Origin of the sequence: Burkholderia sp. 572, from assembly GCF_040545135.1 — a bacterium.
In the GTDB taxonomy this organism is placed as follows: domain Bacteria; phylum Pseudomonadota; class Gammaproteobacteria; order Burkholderiales; family Burkholderiaceae; genus Burkholderia; species Burkholderia cepacia.
This window is the reverse complement of sequence record NZ_JBEPLH010000003.1, coordinates 340,147-360,158: the sequence shown is the minus strand read 5'-3', so window position 1 is coordinate 360,158 and position 20,012 is coordinate 340,147. Positions and strand designations below refer to the sequence as shown.

At 68.0% G+C, this 20,012-nt stretch carries 17 protein-coding genes; 11 read left to right on the top strand and 6 right to left on the bottom strand.

Annotated features, from left to right (window positions below; all coding sequences use genetic code 11):
- Window positions 1-30: 30 nt before the first annotated feature.
- Both ABIC51_RS07790 and ABIC51_RS07785 read right to left on the bottom strand, forming a co-directional pair.
- Complete coding sequence (locus ABIC51_RS07790) at window positions 31-2,451, bottom strand: glycoside hydrolase family 31 protein (RefSeq protein ID WP_226159564.1); 2,421 nt, start codon at window positions 2,449-2,451, stop codon at window positions 31-33.
- A gap of 27 nt (window positions 2,452-2,478) precedes the next feature.
- The gene (locus ABIC51_RS07785; protein ID WP_354006398.1) at window positions 2,479-3,750 is read right to left on the bottom strand and encodes an MFS transporter; all 1,272 of its coding nucleotides are present in this window, start codon (window positions 3,748-3,750) and stop codon (window positions 2,479-2,481) included.
- Between the two features lie 472 nt (window positions 3,751-4,222).
- Between ABIC51_RS07785 and ABIC51_RS07780 the strand changes: the two genes are divergently transcribed.
- The 8 genes from ABIC51_RS07780 (at window position 4,223) to ABIC51_RS07745 (ending at window position 13,605) form a co-directional block, all read left to right on the top strand.
- Window positions 4,223-5,167 (top strand): MurR/RpiR family transcriptional regulator, encoded by a 945-nt coding sequence (locus ABIC51_RS07780; RefSeq protein ID WP_027791360.1) that lies wholly within the window; start codon window positions 4,223-4,225, stop codon window positions 5,165-5,167.
- Window positions 5,164-6,165 carry an isoaspartyl peptidase/L-asparaginase family protein gene (locus ABIC51_RS07775; protein ID WP_136469145.1) on the top strand — a complete coding sequence of 334 codons (1,002 nt, stop codon included), beginning with the start codon at window positions 5,164-5,166 and terminating at the stop codon, window positions 6,163-6,165. The genes ABIC51_RS07780 and ABIC51_RS07775 overlap by 4 nt, the downstream gene beginning before the upstream one ends.
- Window positions 6,166-6,194: 29 nt before the next feature.
- The gene (locus ABIC51_RS07770) at window positions 6,195-8,108 is read left to right on the top strand and encodes a dipeptide ABC transporter ATP-binding protein (RefSeq protein ID WP_354006397.1); all 1,914 of its coding nucleotides are present in this window, start codon (window positions 6,195-6,197) and stop codon (window positions 8,106-8,108) included.
- A gap of 127 nt (window positions 8,109-8,235) precedes the next feature.
- Window positions 8,236-9,798 (top strand): glutathione ABC transporter substrate-binding protein GsiB, encoded by a 1,563-nt coding sequence (gene gsiB, locus ABIC51_RS07765; RefSeq protein WP_027791363.1) that lies wholly within the window; start codon window positions 8,236-8,238, stop codon window positions 9,796-9,798.
- Window positions 9,799-9,877: 79 nt separating this feature from the next.
- A complete protein-coding gene (gsiC, locus tag ABIC51_RS07760; RefSeq protein WP_042972832.1) occupies window positions 9,878-10,798 on the top strand; it encodes a glutathione ABC transporter permease GsiC in 921 nt (306 codons plus the stop codon).
- A gap of 7 nt (window positions 10,799-10,805) precedes the next feature.
- The gene (gene gsiD, locus ABIC51_RS07755; protein ID WP_021156639.1) at window positions 10,806-11,699 is read left to right on the top strand and encodes a glutathione ABC transporter permease GsiD; all 894 of its coding nucleotides are present in this window, start codon (window positions 10,806-10,808) and stop codon (window positions 11,697-11,699) included.
- Window positions 11,699-12,781 (top strand): DmpA family aminopeptidase, encoded by a 1,083-nt coding sequence (locus ABIC51_RS07750; protein WP_091919810.1) that lies wholly within the window; start codon window positions 11,699-11,701, stop codon window positions 12,779-12,781. Before gsiD ends, ABIC51_RS07750 begins: the two co-directional genes overlap by 1 nt.
- Window positions 12,778-13,605, top strand: coding sequence for a M55 family metallopeptidase (locus ABIC51_RS07745; protein WP_027791366.1), 828 nt, complete (start codon window positions 12,778-12,780; stop codon window positions 13,603-13,605). Before ABIC51_RS07750 ends, ABIC51_RS07745 begins: the two co-directional genes overlap by 4 nt.
- Before the next feature lie 35 nt (window positions 13,606-13,640).
- On the opposite strand, the gene ABIC51_RS07740 is transcribed toward ABIC51_RS07745, so the two are convergent.
- Complete coding sequence (locus ABIC51_RS07740; RefSeq protein ID WP_175898019.1) at window positions 13,641-14,420, bottom strand: alpha/beta fold hydrolase; 780 nt, start codon at window positions 14,418-14,420, stop codon at window positions 13,641-13,643.
- A 143-nt stretch (window positions 14,421-14,563) separates the two neighbouring features.
- Here ABIC51_RS07740 and ABIC51_RS07735 point away from each other — a divergent pair, with 143 nt between their 5' ends.
- On the top strand, window positions 14,564-15,343 hold the full coding sequence (locus tag ABIC51_RS07735) for an AraC family transcriptional regulator (RefSeq protein ID WP_027791368.1): 780 nt from the start codon (window positions 14,564-14,566) through the stop codon (window positions 15,341-15,343).
- A 466-nt stretch (window positions 15,344-15,809) separates the two neighbouring features.
- Here the strand turns inward: ABIC51_RS07735 and pcaG are convergent, their stop codons facing one another.
- The 3 genes from pcaG to ABIC51_RS07720 all read right to left on the bottom strand — a co-directional run bounded on the left by pcaG (window position 15,810) and on the right by ABIC51_RS07720 (window position 17,964).
- A complete protein-coding gene (gene pcaG, locus ABIC51_RS07730) occupies window positions 15,810-16,403 on the bottom strand; it encodes a protocatechuate 3,4-dioxygenase subunit alpha (RefSeq protein ID WP_060194675.1) in 594 nt (197 codons plus the stop codon).
- A gap of 3 nt (window positions 16,404-16,406) precedes the next feature.
- Window positions 16,407-17,114, bottom strand: a complete 708-nt coding sequence (pcaH, locus tag ABIC51_RS07725; protein ID WP_059683235.1) for a protocatechuate 3,4-dioxygenase subunit beta — start codon at window positions 17,112-17,114, stop codon at window positions 16,407-16,409.
- Between the two features lie 274 nt (window positions 17,115-17,388).
- The gene (locus tag ABIC51_RS07720) at window positions 17,389-17,964 is read right to left on the bottom strand and encodes a YiiX/YebB-like N1pC/P60 family cysteine hydrolase (protein WP_175898018.1); all 576 of its coding nucleotides are present in this window, start codon (window positions 17,962-17,964) and stop codon (window positions 17,389-17,391) included.
- Window positions 17,965-18,084: 120 nt separating this feature from the next.
- Here ABIC51_RS07720 and ABIC51_RS07715 point away from each other — a divergent pair, with 120 nt between their 5' ends.
- Window positions 18,085-18,822: a helix-turn-helix domain-containing protein gene (locus ABIC51_RS07715; RefSeq protein ID WP_027791371.1), complete on the top strand. Its 738-nt coding sequence runs from the start codon at window positions 18,085-18,087 to the stop codon at window positions 18,820-18,822.
- Between the two features lie 77 nt (window positions 18,823-18,899).
- Window positions 18,900-19,886 carry a pca operon transcription factor PcaQ gene (gene pcaQ / locus ABIC51_RS07710; RefSeq protein WP_124917828.1) on the top strand — a complete coding sequence of 329 codons (987 nt, stop codon included), beginning with the start codon at window positions 18,900-18,902 and terminating at the stop codon, window positions 19,884-19,886.
- Window positions 19,887-20,012 lie beyond the last annotated feature (126 nt).

The window sequence follows — 20,012 nt, the reverse complement described above, 5'->3', positions numbered from 1 at the left end:
GCATGAACGGCCCGCCCGATCGGGTTTGCTTCAGTTGTCGAAGGCGACGACGATGCGGCGCCAGGTACCGCTCTGCGCATCCTGTTCGACGCGTGCGCCGCGCACGGCGACCGCGCCTTGCACCGACGCGGGCAGCAGGATCTCGACGCGGTCGGCCGGGCGTGCCGGGCGGCCGTCCCAGCGCACCGACACGCCGAGCACGCCCGACGCCTCGCGGCCGGTTTCGACGCGCCACAGCCCGTATTCGCCGTCGCGCCATGCTTCCGTCTCGCCGTCGTCCTCGATGCATTCGCCGTACGCGACGCCGTCCTCGACGCGCGGCGCGACGACGAAGCCGCGCGTGTCGGCCCGTGCGCCGAAATGCTGTTCCGCGACGTTCAGCGGCAGCACGCGGCCCTCGCGCAGCAGCATCACCGGCGTGTCGAGCGGGGCGGGCAGCGTTACGCTCGCGCCGCCGTCGAACGACCGCGCGCTCGCACAGCACATCCAGCGCGCGCCCGACGGCAGGTAGACGGTGCGCTCCGTCAGGCCCGGATCGACGACCGGCGCGACGAGCAGCGCGTCGCCGAGCATCATGTCGTCGCATGCGTCGTAGCAGCGCGCGTCGCCGGGGAAATCGGCGAAGGTCGGCCGCAGCACGGGCTCGTAGCGCGTCGTCGACAGCCACAGCAGGTGATAGAGGTAGGGCAGCAGCCGGTAGCGCTGCTTGATCAGCGATGCGACCTGCGCGGTGATCTCCGGATACATCCACGGTTCGTTGACCGTGCCGTCGTCGTTCCACGAATGGATGCTGAAGCGCGGCATGAAGATGCCGAACTGCACCCAGCGCAACAGCAGTTCGGGCGACGGCGCGGGCCCGGAGAAGCCGCCGATGTCGTGGCCGATGTTCGACACGCCCGACAGCGCGAGCCCGAGGCCCATCTTCAGGTTGTAGCGCAGCGTTTCCCACGACGTGTAGTTGTCGCCGGACCAGGTCTGCACATAACGCTGCATGCCGGCGCCGCCGGAGCGCGACACGAGGAACGGGCGCTGCGCCGGTGCATGCGCGCGCTGCGCTTCGCGCGACGCGCGCATCATCAGCATCGTCTGCAGCACCTTCGCCTCGCGCGCGGGAAACGGCTGGCCGAAGCCGTGCGCGATCGCGTCGGGCGACCAGATCTCGTATTCGTTGTTGTCGTTCCAGGTCGACTCGATCCCGTATTCGAGCAGCGCCGACGTGACCTGCTCGCGCCACCAGCGGTACGCGTCCGGCTGCGTGAAGTCGAGATACGCGCCGACCTCGTCCCAGAACTGCACCCAGGCCGGCTCGCCGGACGCCGAGCGGATCAGCAGCCCGCGCGTTGCGGCGTCTTCGAAGGCGGGATGGTCGCGCAGCAGGCACGGCTTGATGTTCGCGCACAGGCGGATGCCGTGGTCGCGGTAATGCTGCACGAAGCCCTTCGCGTCGGGAAACTTGTCGCGGTTCCAGTTGAACACGTAGCGCTTCGCGCCGATCGACGTATAGCCCGACGACAGGTGGAACGAATCGCACAGGATGTCGTGCGTGTCGCACTGTTCGACGAACTGGTTCATCTGCTGCTGCGCGTCCGGCGCATCGGTGTAGCTCATCGTCGAGCCCGAGTAGCCGAGCCCCCATTTCGGCGTGCGCGCGGGGCGCCCCGTGAGCCACGTGAAGCGCCGCGCGGCCGCGAGCGGCGTGTCGGGCGACGCGATGAAGTAGTAGTCGAGATCGCCATGCTCGGCGACGAAGTAGCGGTACGGGCCGTGATAGTTGTCGAGCTCGCGGCCCATGTCGAACGCGCAGTCCGCCAACGTGTCGTAGAACAGCCCGAAGCCCTGGCAGGCGTCCGGCGACCACGTGATGTAGAACGGGATGTGCTTGTACAGCGGGTCCGTGTGCTTCGCGCTGTAGCCCATCGCGTCGATGTTGCGCATCTCGAAGCGCGCGCCGGTGCGGTCGAGTTCGCCCGCGCGTTCGCCGAGGCCGAATACCTTGTCGCCGCGTTCGCGGGCGACGTAGTGATATGCGCGGTCGTCCCACCAGCCGAAGTTGTAGGCCTGCGTCGGGCGGTCGGCAAGCGCGACGCGCCACGTACCGTCCGCGCCGCGCATCGACCACGTGCAATGGCCGCCTTGCCAGCGCACGGCGAGCCGGATCTGCGCGGTCTCGATGTGCAGGCCGTCGTCGTCCTCGACGAGGGTGAAGGCGGGCAGCGCGAAGCCGTCGAGTTCGAGGCGGTCGCGCCCTTCGAGCGGCACGTCGTCGAGGCCCGGCGCGATCGTCCACGTGCGCGGGTTGCGCGCCGTGGCGTCGGGCAGCACGCGTACGCGCACGATGTCGTCCTCGAGCACGAAGATCTCGAGGGTCGCGCCCGTATCGGACGCGAGCAGCACACGGTTCGCGTGCTGGCCGGCGACGCGGAACACGGGCGGATGAAGAAGCGAAGTCATGAATGCGGTTCCAGTTAGGGGCGAAGGTCAGGCGTGCCGTGCGAGCAGGCGTTCCTGCTTCGACTGCCCGCGGATCAGCACCGCGAGCAGCGTGACGCCGATGATGTCGAACAGGCCGAGGCACGCGAACAGCGGCGCATAGCCGATCTTGTCGGCGAGCGCGCCGACCAGCAGCGAGAAGCCGAGCCCGCCGATCCACGCGGCCATCCCGGCGAAGCCGCTCGCGGTGCCGACTTCCTCGGAATCGAACACGTCGGCCGACAGCGTGTTGACGAGCGCGGAGATCATCTGGTGCGCGAAGCCGCCGACGCAGAACAGCGCGATGGCCGTGTACGGCGACGACACGAGCCCGATCATCGCGGGCCCGAGCATCAGCACCGCGCCGAGCGCGACGCCGGCGACGCGCGACCACACGAGCGGCAGGCTGAACCGCTTCGCGAGATACGGCGACAGGTAGCCGCCCGCGATGCCGCCGGCGTCGGCCGCGAGAAACGGCATCCACGCGAAGATCGCGATCTGCGTGAGCGGCATGTGGCGTTCGGTCGCGAGGTACAGCGGAATCCAGAAGCTGAAGGTTTGCCACGCAGGCTCGGCGAAGAAACGCGGCAGCGCGATGGCCCAGAAGCGCCGCGCGGTGACGACGTCGCGAATGCGGCGCTTCGACACGGGCGGCATCGTCGCCTGGCCGTCGTGGATCAGCGCGCGCTCCTGCGGCGTGATGCGCGGATGGTCGGCGGGCGACCGGTATTGCGTGTACCAGAGCGCCGCCCACAGGAAACCGAGCGCGCCGGTGGCCATGAACGCGGCCTGCCAGCCGAACCGCATCGACAGGAACACGACGAGCGGCGGCGCGATCGCGGCGCCGAGCGACGTGCCCGCGTTGAAATAGCCGACTGCGACGGATTTTTCGCGATCGGGAAACCATTCCGCAACCGCCTTCATCCCCGACGGAATCGCGGCGGCTTCGAACAGGCCCAGGAGGCCGCGCAGTATGCCGAGCGACAGCCAGCCCGATGCGAAGCCGTGCGCGACGCCGACCACCGACCACAGCATCGCGAACAGCGCGAACCCGAGGCGCAGCCCGATCAGGTCGACGATGAAACCGCACACGGGCTGCATGATCGTGTAACCGATCTGAAACGCGCCGACGATGTACGAATACTGCTGCGTCGAGATCGCGAACACGTGCTTCAGCTCGGGGGCGAGCACCGCGAGGGAATTCCGTGCGAGGTAGTTGAGGATCGTGCCGAGACATACGAGCACGATGATCCACCAGCGCAACGCCTTGACTGTCTTCACTGCTGTCTCCTGTCGGGCAGGGCCGGCGCGCGGCGCCGGACCGATCCATGACGACCATCCGTTCGGGATGGCCTGTTTCGCTTTATTCATACGATGTCCGATCTTGATGGCTGCCAGTTTTCCCGGTTTGACGCGGAATGATGGCGTTCAAGCGAACACTTCGCCGTTGTCGGGGGCTGAAGTTATCGGACGACTGATCATTTTCGAACATCCTATGTTCGAATTCGAATCCGGTCAACGCGAAATTGCATTCGAACGAACTTGCTTGGGGTTTTCCCCATGGGCGGGCGCAGGCGACGCACGTGCAGACCTGCGGCGATCACGCGCCAAAGGCCCGTGCGGCGGGGCTGTGCGGGCGTCGGGCGATCGTGGGGCGGGGGAACGGGACGTCACAACCCGGATGAAAATTTATTTCTTTTCGCAATTGGGATTGTGTAAATTCATTTCCATCATTCTTTCAACAACCCTTCGCATGACGCCTCTCGCCCCGCACGATGCCAGTCACGACGAACCCGCGATCGCCGAACGGATCGCGTCGGCGATGCCGCTGATGACGCCGATCCACCGGCGCATGGGCGAGTTCGTGCTCGCGAATCCGTTCCGCGCGGCGACGATGCGCATCGACGAACTCGCGCAGGCCGTGAATGCGTCGATCGCGACCGCGAACCGTTTCGCGAAGGCGCTCGGTTTCGACGGCTATCCGGCGATGCGCGCGGCGCTCGTGCGCGGCTTCGAGGCGACGCTCGGGCCGGTCGAGCGGCTGCGTTCCGCGCAGGAGCAGGAGTCCGGGGTGCGCGGTGCGGCATGGATCGACGCGGTATTCGACCAGGCCGTCGCGAACATCGAGAACACGCGCGCGCAACTGGACGCGGCCGACGTCGAGGCCGCGGTCGAGGCGATCGTCGGCGCGCGGCGCGTGCTGATCCTCGGCGCGGGGTCGAGCGCGTTCCTCGCCGGGCTGATGGAGCACGGGCTGTCCGTCTGCCACGACAACGTGCAGTCGCTCGCGCTGCTCGGCGGCCCGTCGCACGCGGCACGGCGGCTCTATACGGCCGACTCGCGCGATCTCGTGATCGCGCTCGCGTTTCCGCGCTACGTGAAGGACACGATCGAACTGGCCCGCCGCGCGGCGGCGCGCGGTGCACGCGTACTCGGTATCTCCGACGGCCCGCAATCGCCGCTGGCGCCGATCGCGTCGCTGAACCTGTACGTCAAGGCCGAACGGCGCTTCGCGGCCACGTCGGAAGCCGCCGTGCTCACGATGATCGAGGCGCTGATCGACGCGGTCGCGCTGCGCACGCACCGGTCCGCGAAATCCGCCGCCGAGATGACCGAATTCCTGCTGCCGTGGCTCATGCAGCCGCAAGCGACGCAGCCGGCCGCCAACCCTTCTTCCCACCGTCCGAAAAAAACATGACTTCACCCGCGATCGTTGCGATTCACGGCGGCGCAGGCACGATCCTGCGCGATGCGATGGATTCCGATACCGAACGTCAGTACCGTGCCGAGCTGACCGCGATCCTGACGGCCGCCCAGCAGGTGCTGGCCGACGGCGGCAGCGCGCTCGACGCCGTCACCGTCGCGGTGCGGATGCTCGAGGACTGTCCGTTGTTCAACGCCGGGCGCGGTGCCGTCTATACGGCCGAAGGCAAGCACGAACTCGACGCGGCGGTCATGGATGGCGCGACGCTCGGCGCGGGTGCGATCTGCTGCGCGACGCGCGTGCGCAATCCGGTGCTCGCCGCGCGGCGCGTGATGGAGGCGAGCGAACACGTGCTGTTCGCCGGCGCGGGGGCCGATGCGTTCGCGGCCGCACAGGGGCTCGAACTCGCGGAGCCCGGCTATTTCGACACCGAAGCGCGTCACGCGCAGTGGGTCAAGGCGCGCACGGCAGCCGGCGCGATGCTCGACCATGACGCGGCGACGTTCGCGTTCGGCAAATCACAGTCGCAATCGCAGCCGGCCGAGCCGCTCGATCCGGACCGCAAGCACGGCACGGTCGGCGCGGTCGCGTGCGACCGGCACGGCCACATCGCGGCGGCGACGTCGACGGGCGGCATCACGAACAAGCAGCCGGGGCGCGTCGGCGATTCGCCGATCATCGGCGCAGGCTGCTATGCGGACGACGCGACCTGCGCGGTGTCGTCGACGGGCACCGGCGAGATGTTCATCCGGCTCGCGACCGCGCATGACGTTGCCGCGCAGATCGCGTATCGCGGCGCGTCGCTCGCCGATGCCGCGCACGACGTCGTGATGAACAAGCTGCCGCGCCTCGCGGGCCGCGGCGGGATCATCGCGGTCGACGCGCAAGGCAACGTCGCGATGCCGTTCAACACCGAAGGGATGTATCGCGGTTACGCGCGCGTCGGTGAAGCGCCGGTGGTCGGCATCTACCGCGACGACGACACGGCCTGATCCCGGCCAGCACGAAGAGGAATTCCACGATGACTTCGAGCCGAAACCCGTCCGGCCTGGTGCTGCCCGAGCAGCGCGTGGTGGCCGTCGACGACCTGTCGGTCACGTTCCGCCGCGAAGGCGCGACGTTCGACGCGGTGCGCAACGTGTCGTTTCACGTCGATCGCGGCGAGACGCTCGCGATCGTCGGCGAATCGGGCTCGGGCAAGTCGGTCACGTCGCTCGCGCTGATGCGGCTCGTCGAGCACGGCGGCGGCGCGATCACGAACGGCCGGATCGCGTTCCGCCGGCGCGGCGGCGCGCTCGTCGATCTTGCGCAGGCAAGCGGTGCGACGATGCGCGGCATTCGCGGCGCGGACATCGCGATGATCTTCCAGGAGCCGATGACGTCGCTGAACCCGGTGTTTACGGTCGGCGACCAGATCAGCGAGGCGATCGCGCTGCATCAGTCGAAGAGTGCATCGGAAGCGCGCGCGGAGACGCTGCGGCTGCTCGAACTCGTGCGCATTCCGGAGGCGCGCCGCGTGTTCGCGCGCTATCCGCACCAGTTGTCGGGCGGGATGCGGCAGCGCGTGATGATCGCGATGGCGCTGTCGTGCCGGCCCGCGCTGCTGATCGCCGACGAGCCGACGACCGCGCTCGACGTGACGATCCAGGCGCAGATCCTGCAACTGGTGCGCGGGCTGCAGGACGAAATGAACATGGGCGTGATCTTCATCACGCACGACATGGGCGTGGTGGCCGAAGTGGCCGACCGCGTGCTCGTGATGTATCGCGGCGAGAAGGTCGAGGAGGGCGAATCGGATCGCATCTTCGCGGCGCCCGCGCATCGCTACACGCGTGCGTTGCTCGCGGCCGTGCCGAAGCTCGGCTCGATGCAGGGCACCGACGCGCCCGAGAAATTCCCGCTGCTGAAGGTGGAGGGTGCAAACACGGCAGCACCGGCGGCATCGCCGGCGCCCGCACCGGCGGCGAAGAGCGATGCGCAGCGGGGCTTCGATCAATCCGCGTCGCCGATCCTGCGCGTGCGCGATCTCGTGACGCGCTTCCCGGTGAAGAGTGGCGTGTTCGGCCGCGTATCGCAATACGTGCATGCGGTCGAGCGTGTGAGCTTCGAGTTGCGCGCGGGCGAGACGCTCGCGCTGGTCGGCGAATCGGGCTGCGGCAAGTCGACCACCGGCCGCTCGCTGCTGCGCCTCGTCGAATCGCAGAGCGGCTCGATCGAGTTCGACGGCCGCGACATCAGCGCGCTGAAAGGCCCTGACCTGCAGGCGCTGCGCCGGAACATCCAGTTCATCTTCCAGGACCCGTTCGCATCGCTGAACCCGCGCCTGACCGTGGGTTTCTCGATCATGGAGCCGCTGCTCGTGCACGGTGTCGCGAGCGGCCGCGAAGCGCAGGCGCGGGTCGACTGGCTGCTCGACAAGGTCGGCCTGCCGCCCGAGGCCGCGCGTCGTTATCCGCATGAATTCTCGGGCGGCCAGCGCCAGCGGATCGCGATCGCGCGTGCGCTCGCGCTGAACCCGAAGGTCGTGATCGCCGACGAATCGGTGTCGGCGCTCGACGTGTCGGTGCAGGCGCAGATCGTCAACCTGATGCTCGACCTGCAGCGCGAACTCGGCGTCGCGTACCTGTTCATCTCGCACGACATGGCCGTCGTCGAGCGCATCAGCCATCGTGTCGCGGTGATGTATCTCGGCCAGATCGTCGAGATCGGCCCGCGCCGCGCGGTGTTCGAGGCGCCGCAGCATCCGTATACGAAGAAGCTGATGAGCGCGGTGCCGGTGGCCGACCCCGCGCGCCGGCACGCCCCGCGCCAGCTCGTGGCGGACGAAATCCCGAGCCCGATCCGCGCGGCCGGCGACGAGCCGGTCGTCGCGCCGCTCGTCGCGGTCGGCCCGGATCACTACGTCGCGACGCACCGCGTCGGCGGCGCGTACTGAACGCGCGCAGGTTGCCATGGACCGCAGCTGCGCACGAGCGAGGCAACGACGCATTTTCCCCGAGCGGGCGCCGTCCCGCCGCGACTCTCACCACGCGTTATCGAATCACCCACAGGAGCCCAGCAAGATGAACAAGCCGTATTCGTTCCCGATGTTCCGTCCACGCGCACTGCTCGCAGCGGGTGCCGGCGCGCTCGCGCTGTCGGCCGCGGTGCCCGCGTTCGCGCAGCAGACCGCGGTGATGGCGGTGGATTCGACGTTCACGACGATGGACCCGTACGACGCGAACGACACGGTGTCGCAGGCCGTCGTCAAGTCGTTCTACCAGGGGCTGTTCGGCTTCGACAAGGACATGAAGCTCGTCAACGTGCTGGCAACCGGCTACGACGCGAGCCCGGATGCGAAGACCTACACGATCAAGCTGCGCCAGGGCGTGAAGTTCCACGACGGCACCGATTTCAACGCGGCGGCCGTGAAGGCGAACTTCGACCGCGTGACCGATCCCGCGAACCACCTGAAGCGCTACAACATGTTCCGCGTGATCGAGAAGACCGAAGTGGTCGATCCGTACACGGTGAAGATCACGCTGCGCGAGCCGTTCTCCGCGCTGATCAACACGCTCGCGCACCCGTCGGCCGTGATGATCTCGCCGGCCGCGCTGAAGAAGTGGGGCCGCGACATCGCGCTGCATCCGGTCGGCACGGGGCCGTTCGAGTTCGTCGAATGGAAGCAGACCGACGACCTGAAGGTGAAGAAGTTCGCCGGCTACTGGAAGAAGGGCTACCCGAAGATCGACGCGATCGACTGGAAGCCGGTGGTCGACAACAATACGCGCGCGGCGCTGATCAAGACGGGCGAGGCCGATTTCGCGTTCCGCATTCCGTTCGAGCAGGCTGCCGACCTGAAGGGCAACCCGAAGGTCGACGTCGTGGAGCGGCCGTCGATCGTGCAGCGCTACGTGTCGCTGAACCTGCAGCAGAAGCCGTTCGACAACCCGAAGGTGCGCCAGGCGCTGAACTATGCGGTGAACAAGGAAGCGCTCGCGAAGGTCGCGTTCGCCGGCTTCGCGACGCCGTCCACCGGCGTGGTGCCGCAGGGCGTCGACTACGCGACGAAGCCGGGCCCGTGGCCGTACGACCCGGCGAAGGCGCGCGCGCTGCTGAAGGAGGCCGGTTACCCGAACGGCTTCGAGACGACGCTGTGGTCCGCCTATAACAACTCGACGTCGCAGAAGGCGATCCAGTTCGTGCAGCAGCAGCTCGCGCAGGTCGGCGTGAAGGTGCAGGTGCAGGCGCTGGAAGCCGGCGAGCGCGTCGCGAAGGTCGAGAGCGCGCCGGATCCGGCGAAGGCGCCGGTGCGGATGTACTACATCGGCTGGTCGTCGTCGACCGGCGAGGCGAACTGGGCGATCACGCCGCTGCTCGCCGGCTCGTCGGCGCCGCCGAAGCTCCTGAATACCGCGTACTACAAGAACGACACGGTCGACGGCGATCTCTCGAAGGCACTGGAGACGGTCGACCGCACGAAAAAGGCCGAGCTCTACGCCGATGCGCAGAAGCAGATCTGGGCCGATGCGCCGTGGATCTTCCTCGTGCAGGAGAAGATCGTGTATGCGCGCAGCAAGCGGCTTCAGGGTGCGTACGTGATGCCGGACGGCTCGTTCAACTTCGACGAAATCTCGCTGAAATGACAGTGGTGATGACGGCGGTTCGTCCGCCACGCGGTGCCGGCGGCGCAAGCCGCCGGCACGCTGATTCGATCGGTGCCCCATGCTGAATTTTCTCGTCAAACGCCTGTTCGGCCTGCTGCCCACGCTCGCGATCGTCGCGGTGCTGGTGTTCCTGTTCGTCCACCTGCTGCCGGGCGACCCGGCGCGGCTCGCGGCCGGGCCCGAAGCCGACGACGCGACGGTCGCGCTGGTGCGCACCGATCTCGGCCTCGACCAGCCGCTGCCCGCGCAGTTCGTGAACTTCTTCGTGAAGATCGCGCACGGCGATTTCGGCCTGTCGACCCGCAGCAAGCGGCCGGTTTCGACCGAGATCGGCGAGCGCTTCATGCCGACGCTGATGCTGACGCTCGTCAGCATGGCGTGGGCGACGGCCTTCGGCATGGCGATCGGCATCGCGTCGGCGGTGTGGCGCAACCGCTGGCCGGACCGCCTCGGCATGACGCTCGCGGTGTCGGGCATCTCGTTTCCCGCGTTCGCGCTCGGCATGCTGCTGATGGAGATTTTCTCGGTGAAGCTCGGCTGGCTGCCCGTCGTGCCGGACGGTTCGTGGCGGAGCTACGTGCTGCCGTCGCTGACGCTCGGCGCCGCGGTCGCGGCCGTGATGGCGCGCTTCACGCGTGCGTCGTTCGTCGAGGTGCTGAACGAGGATTTCGTGCGCACCGCGCGCGCGAAAGGCGTGCACGAGCCGATGGTGGTGCTCAAGCACTGCCTGCGCAACGCGATGATCCCGGTCGTCACGATGATGGGGCTGCAGTTCGGCTTCCTGCTCGGCGGCTCGATCGTCGTCGAGGTCGTGTTCAACTGGCCGGGGCTCGGGCGCCTGCTCGTCGATGCCGTGACGATGCGCGACTACCCCGTGATCCAGGCGATCGTGTTGCTGTTTTCGCTCGAATTCATCCTGATCAACCTGACCGTCGACGTGCTGTACGCGGTCATCAACCCGACCATCCGGTTCAAGTGAGGCGCGCATGAACGCGACTGTCCAGACCGCGGCGCCGGCCGCACCCACCGCGATCCGCACGCCGTGGCGCGAATTCTGGCGCAAGTTCCGCAAGCAGACCGTCGCGCTCGTCGCGGGCGGCTTCGTGCTGGCGCTCGTCGTGCTGGCGTTCGTCGGCCCGCACGTCGTGCCGTTCGATCCGGAGAACTATTTCGACTACGACGCCCTGAACGCGGGGCCGTCGGCCGTGCACTGGTTCGGCGTCGATTCGCTCGGCCGCGACATCTTCAGCCGGATCATCACGGGCACGCGCATCTCGCTCGCGGCCGGCTTCTTCTCCGTCGCGCTCGGCGCGGTGATCGGCACGTTCTTCGGGCTGCTCGCCGGCTACTACGAAGGCTGGTGGGACCGCATCACGATGCGTGTGGCCGACGTGCTGTTCGCGTTCCCGGGCATCCTGCTCGCGATCGGCGTGGTCGCGATCCTCGGCAACGGGATGGTCAACGTGATCTGCGCGGTCGCGATCTTCAGCATCCCGGCGTTCGCGCGGCTCGTGCGCGGCAACACGCTGATGCTCAAGCACATGACCTATGTCGAGGCCGCGCGCAGCATCGGCGCATCGGACTGGACGATCATCATGCGGCACATCCTGCCGGGCACCGTGTCGTCGGTCGTCGTCTACTTCACGATGCGGATCGGCACGTCGATCATCACGGCCGCGAGCCTGTCGTTCCTCGGGCTCGGTGCGCAGCCGCCGACGCCGGAGTGGGGCGCGATGCTCAACGAGGCGCGCGCGGACATGGTGACGGCGCCGCACATCGCGATCTTCCCGAGCCTCGCGATCTTCCTGACCGTGCTCGCGTTCAACCTGCTCGGCGACGGGCTGCGCGACGCGCTCGATCCGAAGCTGGAGCGCCGCTGATGCGCATCGCACCGATGTGGACGGCGACGCTGCCGGCCGGGCCGCGCGGCACGATCGCCGACGTGCCGGGCGTGACGGTCGGCCATTGCACGCTCGATGCCGGCAACGTGCAGACGGGCGTGACCGTCGTGAAGCCGCATCCGGGCGACGTGTACCGCAGCAAGGTGCCGGCGGGGGCCGCCGTGATCAACGGCTTCGGCAAGAGCGTCGGGCTCGTGCAGGTCGACGAGCTCGGCACGCTCGAGACGCCGATCGCGCTGACCAATACGTTCGGCGTCGGCGCGCTCGCGCACGCGCAGATCCGCGCGGCGATCGCCGCGAATCCGCAGATCGGCCGCGACTGGCCGACCGTCAACCCGCTCGTGTTCGAGTGCAACGACGGTTATCTGAACGATATCCAGGCGTTCGCGGTCACGGCCGCGCATTACGACGACGCGTGCCGCGCGGCGTCGCGTGACGTCGCGCGCGGCGCGGTGGGAGCCGGGCGCGGGATGTCGTGCTTCGACCTGAAGGGCGGGATCGGTTCGGCGTCGCGCGTTGCGGTCGCGGCCGGCCGGCCCTATACGGTCGGCGCGCTCGTGCTCGCGAATTTCGGCCGGCTGCCGATGCTGACGCTCGGCGGCGTGCCGCTCGGGCGCATCGTCGCGCAACGGCGGGCGGCCGAGGCCGCGCACGCGGCGCCACCCGAACAGGGCTCGATCATCCTGTTGCTGGCCACCGATGCGCCGCTCGACGCGCGGCAACTGTCGCGGCTCGCGCGCCGTGCGGGCGCGGGGCTGGCCCGCACGGGTTCGGTCTACGGGCACGGCAGCGGCGACATCGCGCTCGCCTTCTCCACCGCCTACACGATCGCGCACGACGCGTCGACCCTCGCGCTGCCGGCCCTCGTCGCCGACGCGGCGCTCGATCCGCTGTTCATGGCTGCCGCCGAAAGCGTCGAGCACGCCATCGCCGATGCGTTGCTGCAGGCCGTGACGGTGGCCGGGCGCGACGGCCACGTGCGGCAATCGCTGCGCGATGCGGTGCCCGACCTCGATCGCCTGTTCAACGAAAGTCACGAAGGACGTATTGCCCAGTCATGAAGATCCTGATTTCGACCGACATCGAAGGCGTCGCCGGCGTGTTCGCCACCGAGCAGACGCGTGCGGGCAATCCGGAATACGAACGCGCGCGGCGCTGGATGACCGCCGAGGCGAATGCGGCGATCGAAGGCGCGTTCATGGGCGGCGCGCAGGCCGTGTGGGTCAACGATTCGCACGGCGGTTTCCGCAACCTGCTGCCCGACGGGCTCGATGCGCGTGCGCGCGTCGTGCTCGGCAAGCCGCGCACGCTCGGGATGATGGCGGGCCTCGAACGGCAGCCCGACCTCGTGTTCATGATCGGCTATCACGCGAAATCGCAGACGCGCGGCATCCTCGCGCATACGATCAACAGCTTCGCGTTCACGCAGGTGTGGCTGAACGGCGTCGAGCTCGGCGAAGCCGGGCTGTACGGCGCGCTGGCCCGTGAATATGGCGCGCACGTCGCGCTGGCCACCGGCGACGACGTGTTCGCGGAAGAAACGCAGCCGCTGTTTCCGGATGCGCATTTCGAGACGGTCAAGACGGCCGGCGGCGCTTCGAGCGGCGATACGCTCACGCCGTCCGCATCGTGTGCGCGGATCGCAGCCGCTGCGCGCGAGACGGTCGCGCGGGCACTGTCGGCAGGCGTGCGCGCCGGCGCCCGTCGGCCCGCGCCGGCCGCCTGCACGTTGCGTGTGCAGACGGCGGCGCTGGCCGACCTGTTCTGCGTGCTGCCGTCGCTGGAGCGCGTCGATGCGGTGACGCTGCGCTTCGACGGGCCTTCGGTCGAGCACGTGGTGCGCACGTTGAACAGCCTGTCTGCGATGTCGTTCATGCTGCGGTGATGCGTGCCGCGGCGATGTCGCCGGCGTGCGACCGGTCAATGGGCGGTAGCAGGGCTCGCTGTCACGGCAAGCAGGAACGTTTCCATGGCCGCGACCAGCGCGAGCGGCGTCTCGTTCATCGGATAGTGGCCCGCATTGCGCAGCACGTCGACGGTGGCGAGCGGGTAGCGCCGCAGGTAAGTGCGGGCCATCAGCGCCGCGTCGAACGCCGGATCGTGCTCGCCGATCAGCACTTTCACCGGATGGGTGCCGGCGATCTCGTGGCTGAAATCCGTATCGGCCCACGCGCGGAAGTACGCGCCGAACGCCGGCGGCGACGAACGGGCTGCCGAATACGCGGCTTTCCACGCGACCCAGGCGGCGGGCAGCCGGCCGCCGGTGCTGCGATCGATGATGGTCCGGCGATCGGCGACGTGGTCGGCGGCCCGCTCGAATAGCGCGCGTTTCTCCGCGTCGAACGGCAGGCCGCCGCAAGGCACGGGCGTGACCGGCACGAGCGCGCGCACCCGGTCGGGCGCGATGACGGCGATTTTCTCGGCCGCCATCGCCCCCATCGAGTGGCCGACGACGCTGAAGGTCGGGAATTCGAGTGTGTCGGCAAGCGCGAGCGCGTCGGCGGCGATCTCGTCGATCGTGTAGTCGCCGGCTGTGTCGCGCATGCGGCCGTAACCTCGGTAGTCCATGAACACATAGCTGAAGCGCTCACGCGACAGCCACGCTTCGACGGGTTCGAACGCGCGGGCGTCGCCGAACCAGCCGGGCAGTACAAGAACAGGGTGGGGGCCGTCCCCCACGCGATGAAACGTATTCGGCATGTCCGCTCCGATGCAGTGGTAATCCGGCCGATCAGGCCGACGGGTCTTGCGGCCGCGAGGTCGCGCAAGGGGTGGAGCGGATCGTAGATCGCGCGAAGGAGACCCGCCTTCGATATCGGGTCATTGATGATGGAATTCGGGCCGTGAGAAATACGCTGCTAGATCCCTACGAACACATTCCGCGAAGCGTGGTCGTGACCGCGAACGACTACGCGGCGGGTACGACGTTTCCGGAACACGCGCACGTGCGCGGGCAATTCGCGTTCGCGTCGCGCGGCACGATCAGCGTGTCGACGCCGCACGGGCGCTGGCTGGTGCCGCCGCAGCGCGCGTGCTGGGTGCCGGCCGGCGTGCGGCACGAAATGACGATGACCGGGCCGGTCACGATGCTCAACACGTTCGTGTCCGGCGACGCCGCGCTCGAGGCGGGCCTGCCCGAGCAGTGCGGCGTCTATGGCGTATCGGCGCTGCTGCGGCAACTGATCGACGATGCGATCGACCTGCCGGCCCTGTACGACGTCGACGGGCGCGCGGGCAAGCTGATGGCGCTGCTGGTCGCGGAAATCGCGACGATGCCGCGCCTGTCGCTGCATGCGCCGCTGCCGGCCGACGCGAGGCTGGCGAAGGTGTGCCGGCACCTGCTCGCGTCGCCGTCGATCGCGGCCGATCTCGACCAGGTGGCCGCCGATGCCGGCGTGAGCCGGCGCACGTTCACGCGGCAGTTTCGCGCGCAGACGGGCGTGAGTTTTGCCGCATGGCGCCAGCAGGTGTGCATGCTCGCGGCGATCGCCCGCCTGAGCGACGGGCAGCCGGTCACGCGCGTCGCGCTCGATCTCGGGTACGCGAGCGCCAGCGCGTTCACGTCGGCGTTTCGCCGCATTCTGGGCGATACGCCGAGCCGCTATCTGGAGATTCGGCGCTGACCGGAAGGCATCCGAGCGCACAACGCCGATGTGCCGGTCGCCACAAAAAAATACGCGTCTGCCAACTTCGGTCAGACGCGCTTAAAGGCACTCGGTCAGAAAAAATGCGCGCACGGCCCGGTGGGCCGATATCGCGCATGACATGCGTAATTGTTGCCGATCCTGATTTAATTCCGTTTGAACGTTGCGGATAACGCAGGATACGCCGCATAACGCGCAAACGATATCCTGCCGGGGCGATGATTCATGTGCAGGCGCAGCATGCGTTTCAATCGCGCGTTCGATGCGGGGGCGGCAGCCCCTGGCACCGGGCATCGATGCCCGCGGCCTGGCGTGCTGCAATGCAGCATCAAATGATGGCGCCGCAACACGAAAAACGCCGCGCGGTGCGATGCCTGTCGGTATCGCGCCATGCGGCGTTGCGGTTTGCGGTAGCGGGCGAAGCCGGCGTGCGCTGGCTCGCGCGTCACACGTCGAAGAACACGGTTTCGTCGGGCCCCTGCATGCGGATGTCGAAGCGGTAGACGACCGGGCGGCCCGGTTGCGCGTCGCGTTTCGCGACGAGCGTCGCGCGACGCTCGGCGGGCACCGCGTTCAGCACCGGGTCGGCGGCGTTCGCGGCGGCTTCGTCGTCGAAATACACGCGCGTGAACGCATGGGTGAGGATCCCGCGCATCATCACGGTCACGTTGATGTGCGGCGCCTCGCCGGCGGTGATGCGACCCGGCTTCACCGTCTCGACGACGAAGCGCTGCTGCGCATCGGTGCCGGTGCCGACCCGCGCAAAGCCCGTGAAGCCGGATTTCGCGATGTCGTCGCGCGACGCGGGGTAGCGGCCCGCGCTGTCCACCTGCGTGAATTCGAGCACCGCGTCGCCAACGACGTTGCCGTCGCCGTCGAACACCTGGCCGACCAGCAGCACGTGCTCGCCTTCGGCGTGTGCCGCGGCGATCGTCGGCGTGAACAGGCTCTTCAGGTCGTAGTCGTATTGCTGCGGGCACAGGCCGTACGCGAAGTACGGGCCGACCGTCTGCGAAGGGGTTTGCTTCAGCGTCGTCATGGTTCAGCGCTCCATCGGGGTAGCGTCGCGGCCGCGCAGCACGATGTCGAATTCGTAGCCGAGCGCATAGCCTTCTTCGGTGATGTCCATCGAGAAGCGCGAGATCAGGCGGTCGCGCGCGGCCTCGGGCGTGCCCTGGAAGATCGGGTCGTACGCGAGCAGCGGATCGCCGGGGAAGTACATCTGCGTGACGAGACGCGAGCCGAAGTAATCGCCGAACAGCGAGAAATGGATGTGATTCGGGCGCCACGCGTTCGGATGGTTGCCCCACGGATACGCGCCGGGCTTGATCGTCAGGAAGCGGTAGCGGCCTTCGTCGTCGGTCAGGCAGCGGCCCGCGCCGAGGAAGTTCGGGTCGAGCGGCGCATCGTGCTGGTCGACCTTGTGCACGTAGCGGCCGGCCGCGTTCGCCTGCCACACCTCGACGAGCGTGTTGCGCACGGGCTTGCCGCCTTCGTCGAGCACGCGGCCCGTGACGACCATGCGCTCACCGAGCGGCTCGCCGTTCTTCACGGCGTTCTTCGTCAGGTCGTGGTCGAGCGCGCCGAGATCCTCGGCGCCGTAGACGGGCGCGTACTGGTCGCGCAGTTTCTCCTTCAGCGGGATCAGCGGGCGGGTCGGGCCGCGCTTCACGGACGAACGGTACTCGGGGTGGATATAGGCCGGATGCGACGGCCAGTCGCGCGGCGTGAGGATCGTGGGGGAATCCATCGGGCGTCTCCTGATAGGTATTTCGCGAAGTGGATGGCAGGACTTTAGCCAATCCGGAAAGTTATGCAAAATGACCTTTTTTCGCGAATCGCATAACCGTTCGTTATGTTCGACGCGCCAATGAAAATTCCGCCGGACAGGATGCCTGTCCGGCGGAAAAAGCGATCGGGCTTCGCGTCGTCGGTGACGACCCCGTGCACGGCCCTCCAGCCAGCCCGTCGCTGCTTTTTGTGTTTTCGTTCTTGTTGTTATCCGGCCTCCCTGAGCGCGCCCGTCATGACTGGCGGCCGCGATCGAACACGATCCCGTCGAATTCGAGTGACAGCGTGCCGCCGCGCAGCAGTGCCGCAGGCGTCGCGTCCCGGTCGGCGCCGAGCACGTCGCTCACGTAGTCCGCGCAGAACGCACGCCGCGTCCGCAGGTTGAAGCGGTTGCCGAGCAGCGCGTCGATCCGCTGTTCCGCCGTTGCATGCATCCGGCGCTGCGCGTCGGCGGTCGGTGCCGCGACGCGGCGTGCCAGTGCGATGCGCCCGCCGTCGGTACGGGCGACGAAGCGCGACAGCGGCGTGAGTTTCGTCCACGCAAACCCGGATTCGGCGATCACGGGCTCGTCGCCCGACGTATCGACGACGATGCCGAAGCGATTGGCCCACGTGCCCGTCGTGCCCATCGTGCCCGCCGCGTCGCGCGGCGCGCTCGCCGGCACGCGGATGAACACGAGATCCCCGACGTGGGCGCTGGCGGCCAGCGTGCGGATCGTGGCGAGCGGCATCGTACGATCCGTGTCGCGTGCATCGCGCGGGGCGGTGTGGCGCGATTCGTAGGCGGCGGTTTCGGTTCGGGTGGTCATTTCGGCTCCGTCGTTCAGTGACAGCACGGAGCGGATTATGCAGACAAGTATCTGAAATTGTTCATTTGCGTGTGAAGGTAGCCTAATATCTGACCTTGAGCATCATTTTTCGATACCAAAATGACCGAAACCGCCCAACTCATCGAAATGCTGAAGCGCCAGTTGAAGGCGCAGGGCATGACCTACCGCGACGTCGCGCGGGCGCTCGATGTCTCCGAGACGAGCGTGAAGCGGCTGTTCGCCAGCGGCCGCTTCACGCTGGAGCGTGTGGTGGAGATCGCCCAGCTGCTCGGCTATACGCTCGCCGAACTCGTGCAGGAGGCTTCCGCGTCGGCGCCGAGGCTGCGCGTGCTGACCGAGCAGCAGGAGGCGCTGCTCGTGTCGGACGACAAGCTGCTGCTCGTTGCCGTTTGCGCGATCAACTACTGGACCGTGCAGGACATCGTGTCGACCTATCAGGTGACCCAGGCCGAGTGCGTGAAATACCTGCTGATGCTCGACCGGATGAACGTCGTCGCGCTGCTGCCGGGCGACCGGATTCGCGTACGCGTCGCGCGCGATTTCGACTGGCTGCCCGGCGGGCCGATCCGCCGTTATTTCCACGCGCACGCGCTCGGCGATTTTCTCGACAGCCGCTTCGACGGGGAGGGCGAGACGATGACGTTCTCGCAGGGGATGCTGACGGAGGCTGCCGCCGCGGAGCTCGAGCTGGAGTTGCGCCGGCTGCGCAGCAAGGCGGCCGCGCTGCATGCGGAATCGTCGTCCGCGCCGCTCGCGCAGAAGCACGGGACGAGCTTGCTGATCGCGAAGCGGATGTGGGAGCCGGCCGGTTTCCAGGCTCTGCGGCGTCGCGCGTGATGCCTCGTCGAACGCTTGGGGCGATCCGGAAAGTTATGCAAAATGGCGTTTCATCGTCAATCGCATAACCACCCGTTATGAATAACCGTATCGCCGACGGCCGCGTCAAGTTCCGGCACCTGCAGTGCTTTCTCGCGGTCGCGCAGCTGGGCGGCGTGCAGAAGGCGGCGGAAAGCCTGTCGATCACGCAGCCGGCCGTCTCGAAGACGATCGCCGAACTGGAGGCGATCCTCGGCGTGAAGCTGTTCGAGCGCGGCCGGCAGGGCGCGCAGCCGACCCGCGAGGCGCAGCTGTTCATGCCGCATGCGAACGCGTGCGTGCTGGCACTGCGGCAGGGTGTCGGGCTGCTTGCGCGTGAGGGCGGAGCCGCCGCGGCGACGCTGGAAATCGGCATGCTGCCGACGGTCGCGGCATCGCTTGCGCCGGCGTTGATGAAGGCGCTCGCCGCGCGCTGGCCGCGCGTCGTCGTGCGGATCACGACGGCCGCGAATGCCGATCTGCTCGAGCGCCTGAAGTCCGGCGCGATCGAGTGCGCGATCGGGCGGCTGTCGGAGCCGGAGCGGATGATCGGGCTCGCGTTCGAGCAGTTGTACAACGAGCCGCTGGTTGCCGTCGTGCGTGCCGGGCATCCGCTGCTTTCAAGCGCGGCACCGGCGGCCGAGCTCGCACGCCATCCGGTCGTGCTGCCGCCGTTCGGCACGCTGATCCGCCAGTCGGCCGAGCAGTTGCTCGGTGCCTGCGGCGCGCCGCCGCTGGATTCGTTCATCGAGGTGCTGTCGGTATCGGTCGCGCGCGCGCTGACGCTCGAGAACGATGCGGTCTGGTTCGTGCCGCTCTATGCGGCCGAATACGACCTGTCGGCCGGGGCGCTGGCACGCCTGCCGCTGCCGTCCGCGGGCACCGACGAGCCGGTCGGGCTCATCCTGCGTACCGATGCGCAGCCGTCGCCGGTCGCGCGGACGCTGATCGATGCCGTGCGCGACATCGCGCGGTCGCGGTTCGGCGATGCGCGAGCGCACCAGTCGCCACGCGTGGCGCGCAAGCGGGCTCGTCGCGACGAATAACCCGGGGCGGATCGCGCGGCAAGCGCGGACCGAGCCGTCCCCGGCTATCGAATTGGCCGTCCGGCCAGTAGCTGCCCCGGTGGTGCTTGGCTTATCGTACCGATTTTGGTACGATGGGTGTCAAGA

Coding starts and splice junctions, on each gene's coding strand:
- ABIC51_RS07790 (WP_226159564.1), bottom strand. CDS start 2,451: ATGACTTCGCTTCTTCATCCGCCCGTGTTCCGCGTCGCCGGCCAGCAC.
- ABIC51_RS07780 (WP_027791360.1), top strand. CDS start 4,223: ATGACGCCTCTCGCCCCGCACGATGCCAGTCACGACGAACCCGCGATC.
- ABIC51_RS07775 (WP_136469145.1), top strand. CDS start 5,164: ATGACTTCACCCGCGATCGTTGCGATTCACGGCGGCGCAGGCACGATC.
- ABIC51_RS07770 (WP_354006397.1), top strand. CDS start 6,195: ATGACTTCGAGCCGAAACCCGTCCGGCCTGGTGCTGCCCGAGCAGCGC.
- gsiB (WP_027791363.1), top strand. CDS start 8,236: ATGAACAAGCCGTATTCGTTCCCGATGTTCCGTCCACGCGCACTGCTC.
- gsiC (WP_042972832.1), top strand. CDS start 9,878: ATGCTGAATTTTCTCGTCAAACGCCTGTTCGGCCTGCTGCCCACGCTC.
- gsiD (WP_021156639.1), top strand. CDS start 10,806: ATGAACGCGACTGTCCAGACCGCGGCGCCGGCCGCACCCACCGCGATC.
- ABIC51_RS07750 (WP_091919810.1), top strand. CDS start 11,699: ATGCGCATCGCACCGATGTGGACGGCGACGCTGCCGGCCGGGCCGCGC.
- ABIC51_RS07745 (WP_027791366.1), top strand. CDS start 12,778: ATGAAGATCCTGATTTCGACCGACATCGAAGGCGTCGCCGGCGTGTTC.
- ABIC51_RS07740 (WP_175898019.1), bottom strand. CDS start 14,420: ATGCCGAATACGTTTCATCGCGTGGGGGACGGCCCCCACCCTGTTCTT.
- pcaG (WP_060194675.1), bottom strand. CDS start 16,403: ATGACGACGCTGAAGCAAACCCCTTCGCAGACGGTCGGCCCGTACTTC.
- pcaH (WP_059683235.1), bottom strand. CDS start 17,114: ATGGATTCCCCCACGATCCTCACGCCGCGCGACTGGCCGTCGCATCCG.
- ABIC51_RS07720 (WP_175898018.1), bottom strand. CDS start 17,964: ATGACCACCCGAACCGAAACCGCCGCCTACGAATCGCGCCACACCGCC.
- ABIC51_RS07715 (WP_027791371.1), top strand. CDS start 18,085: ATGACCGAAACCGCCCAACTCATCGAAATGCTGAAGCGCCAGTTGAAG.
- pcaQ (WP_124917828.1), top strand. CDS start 18,900: ATGAATAACCGTATCGCCGACGGCCGCGTCAAGTTCCGGCACCTGCAG.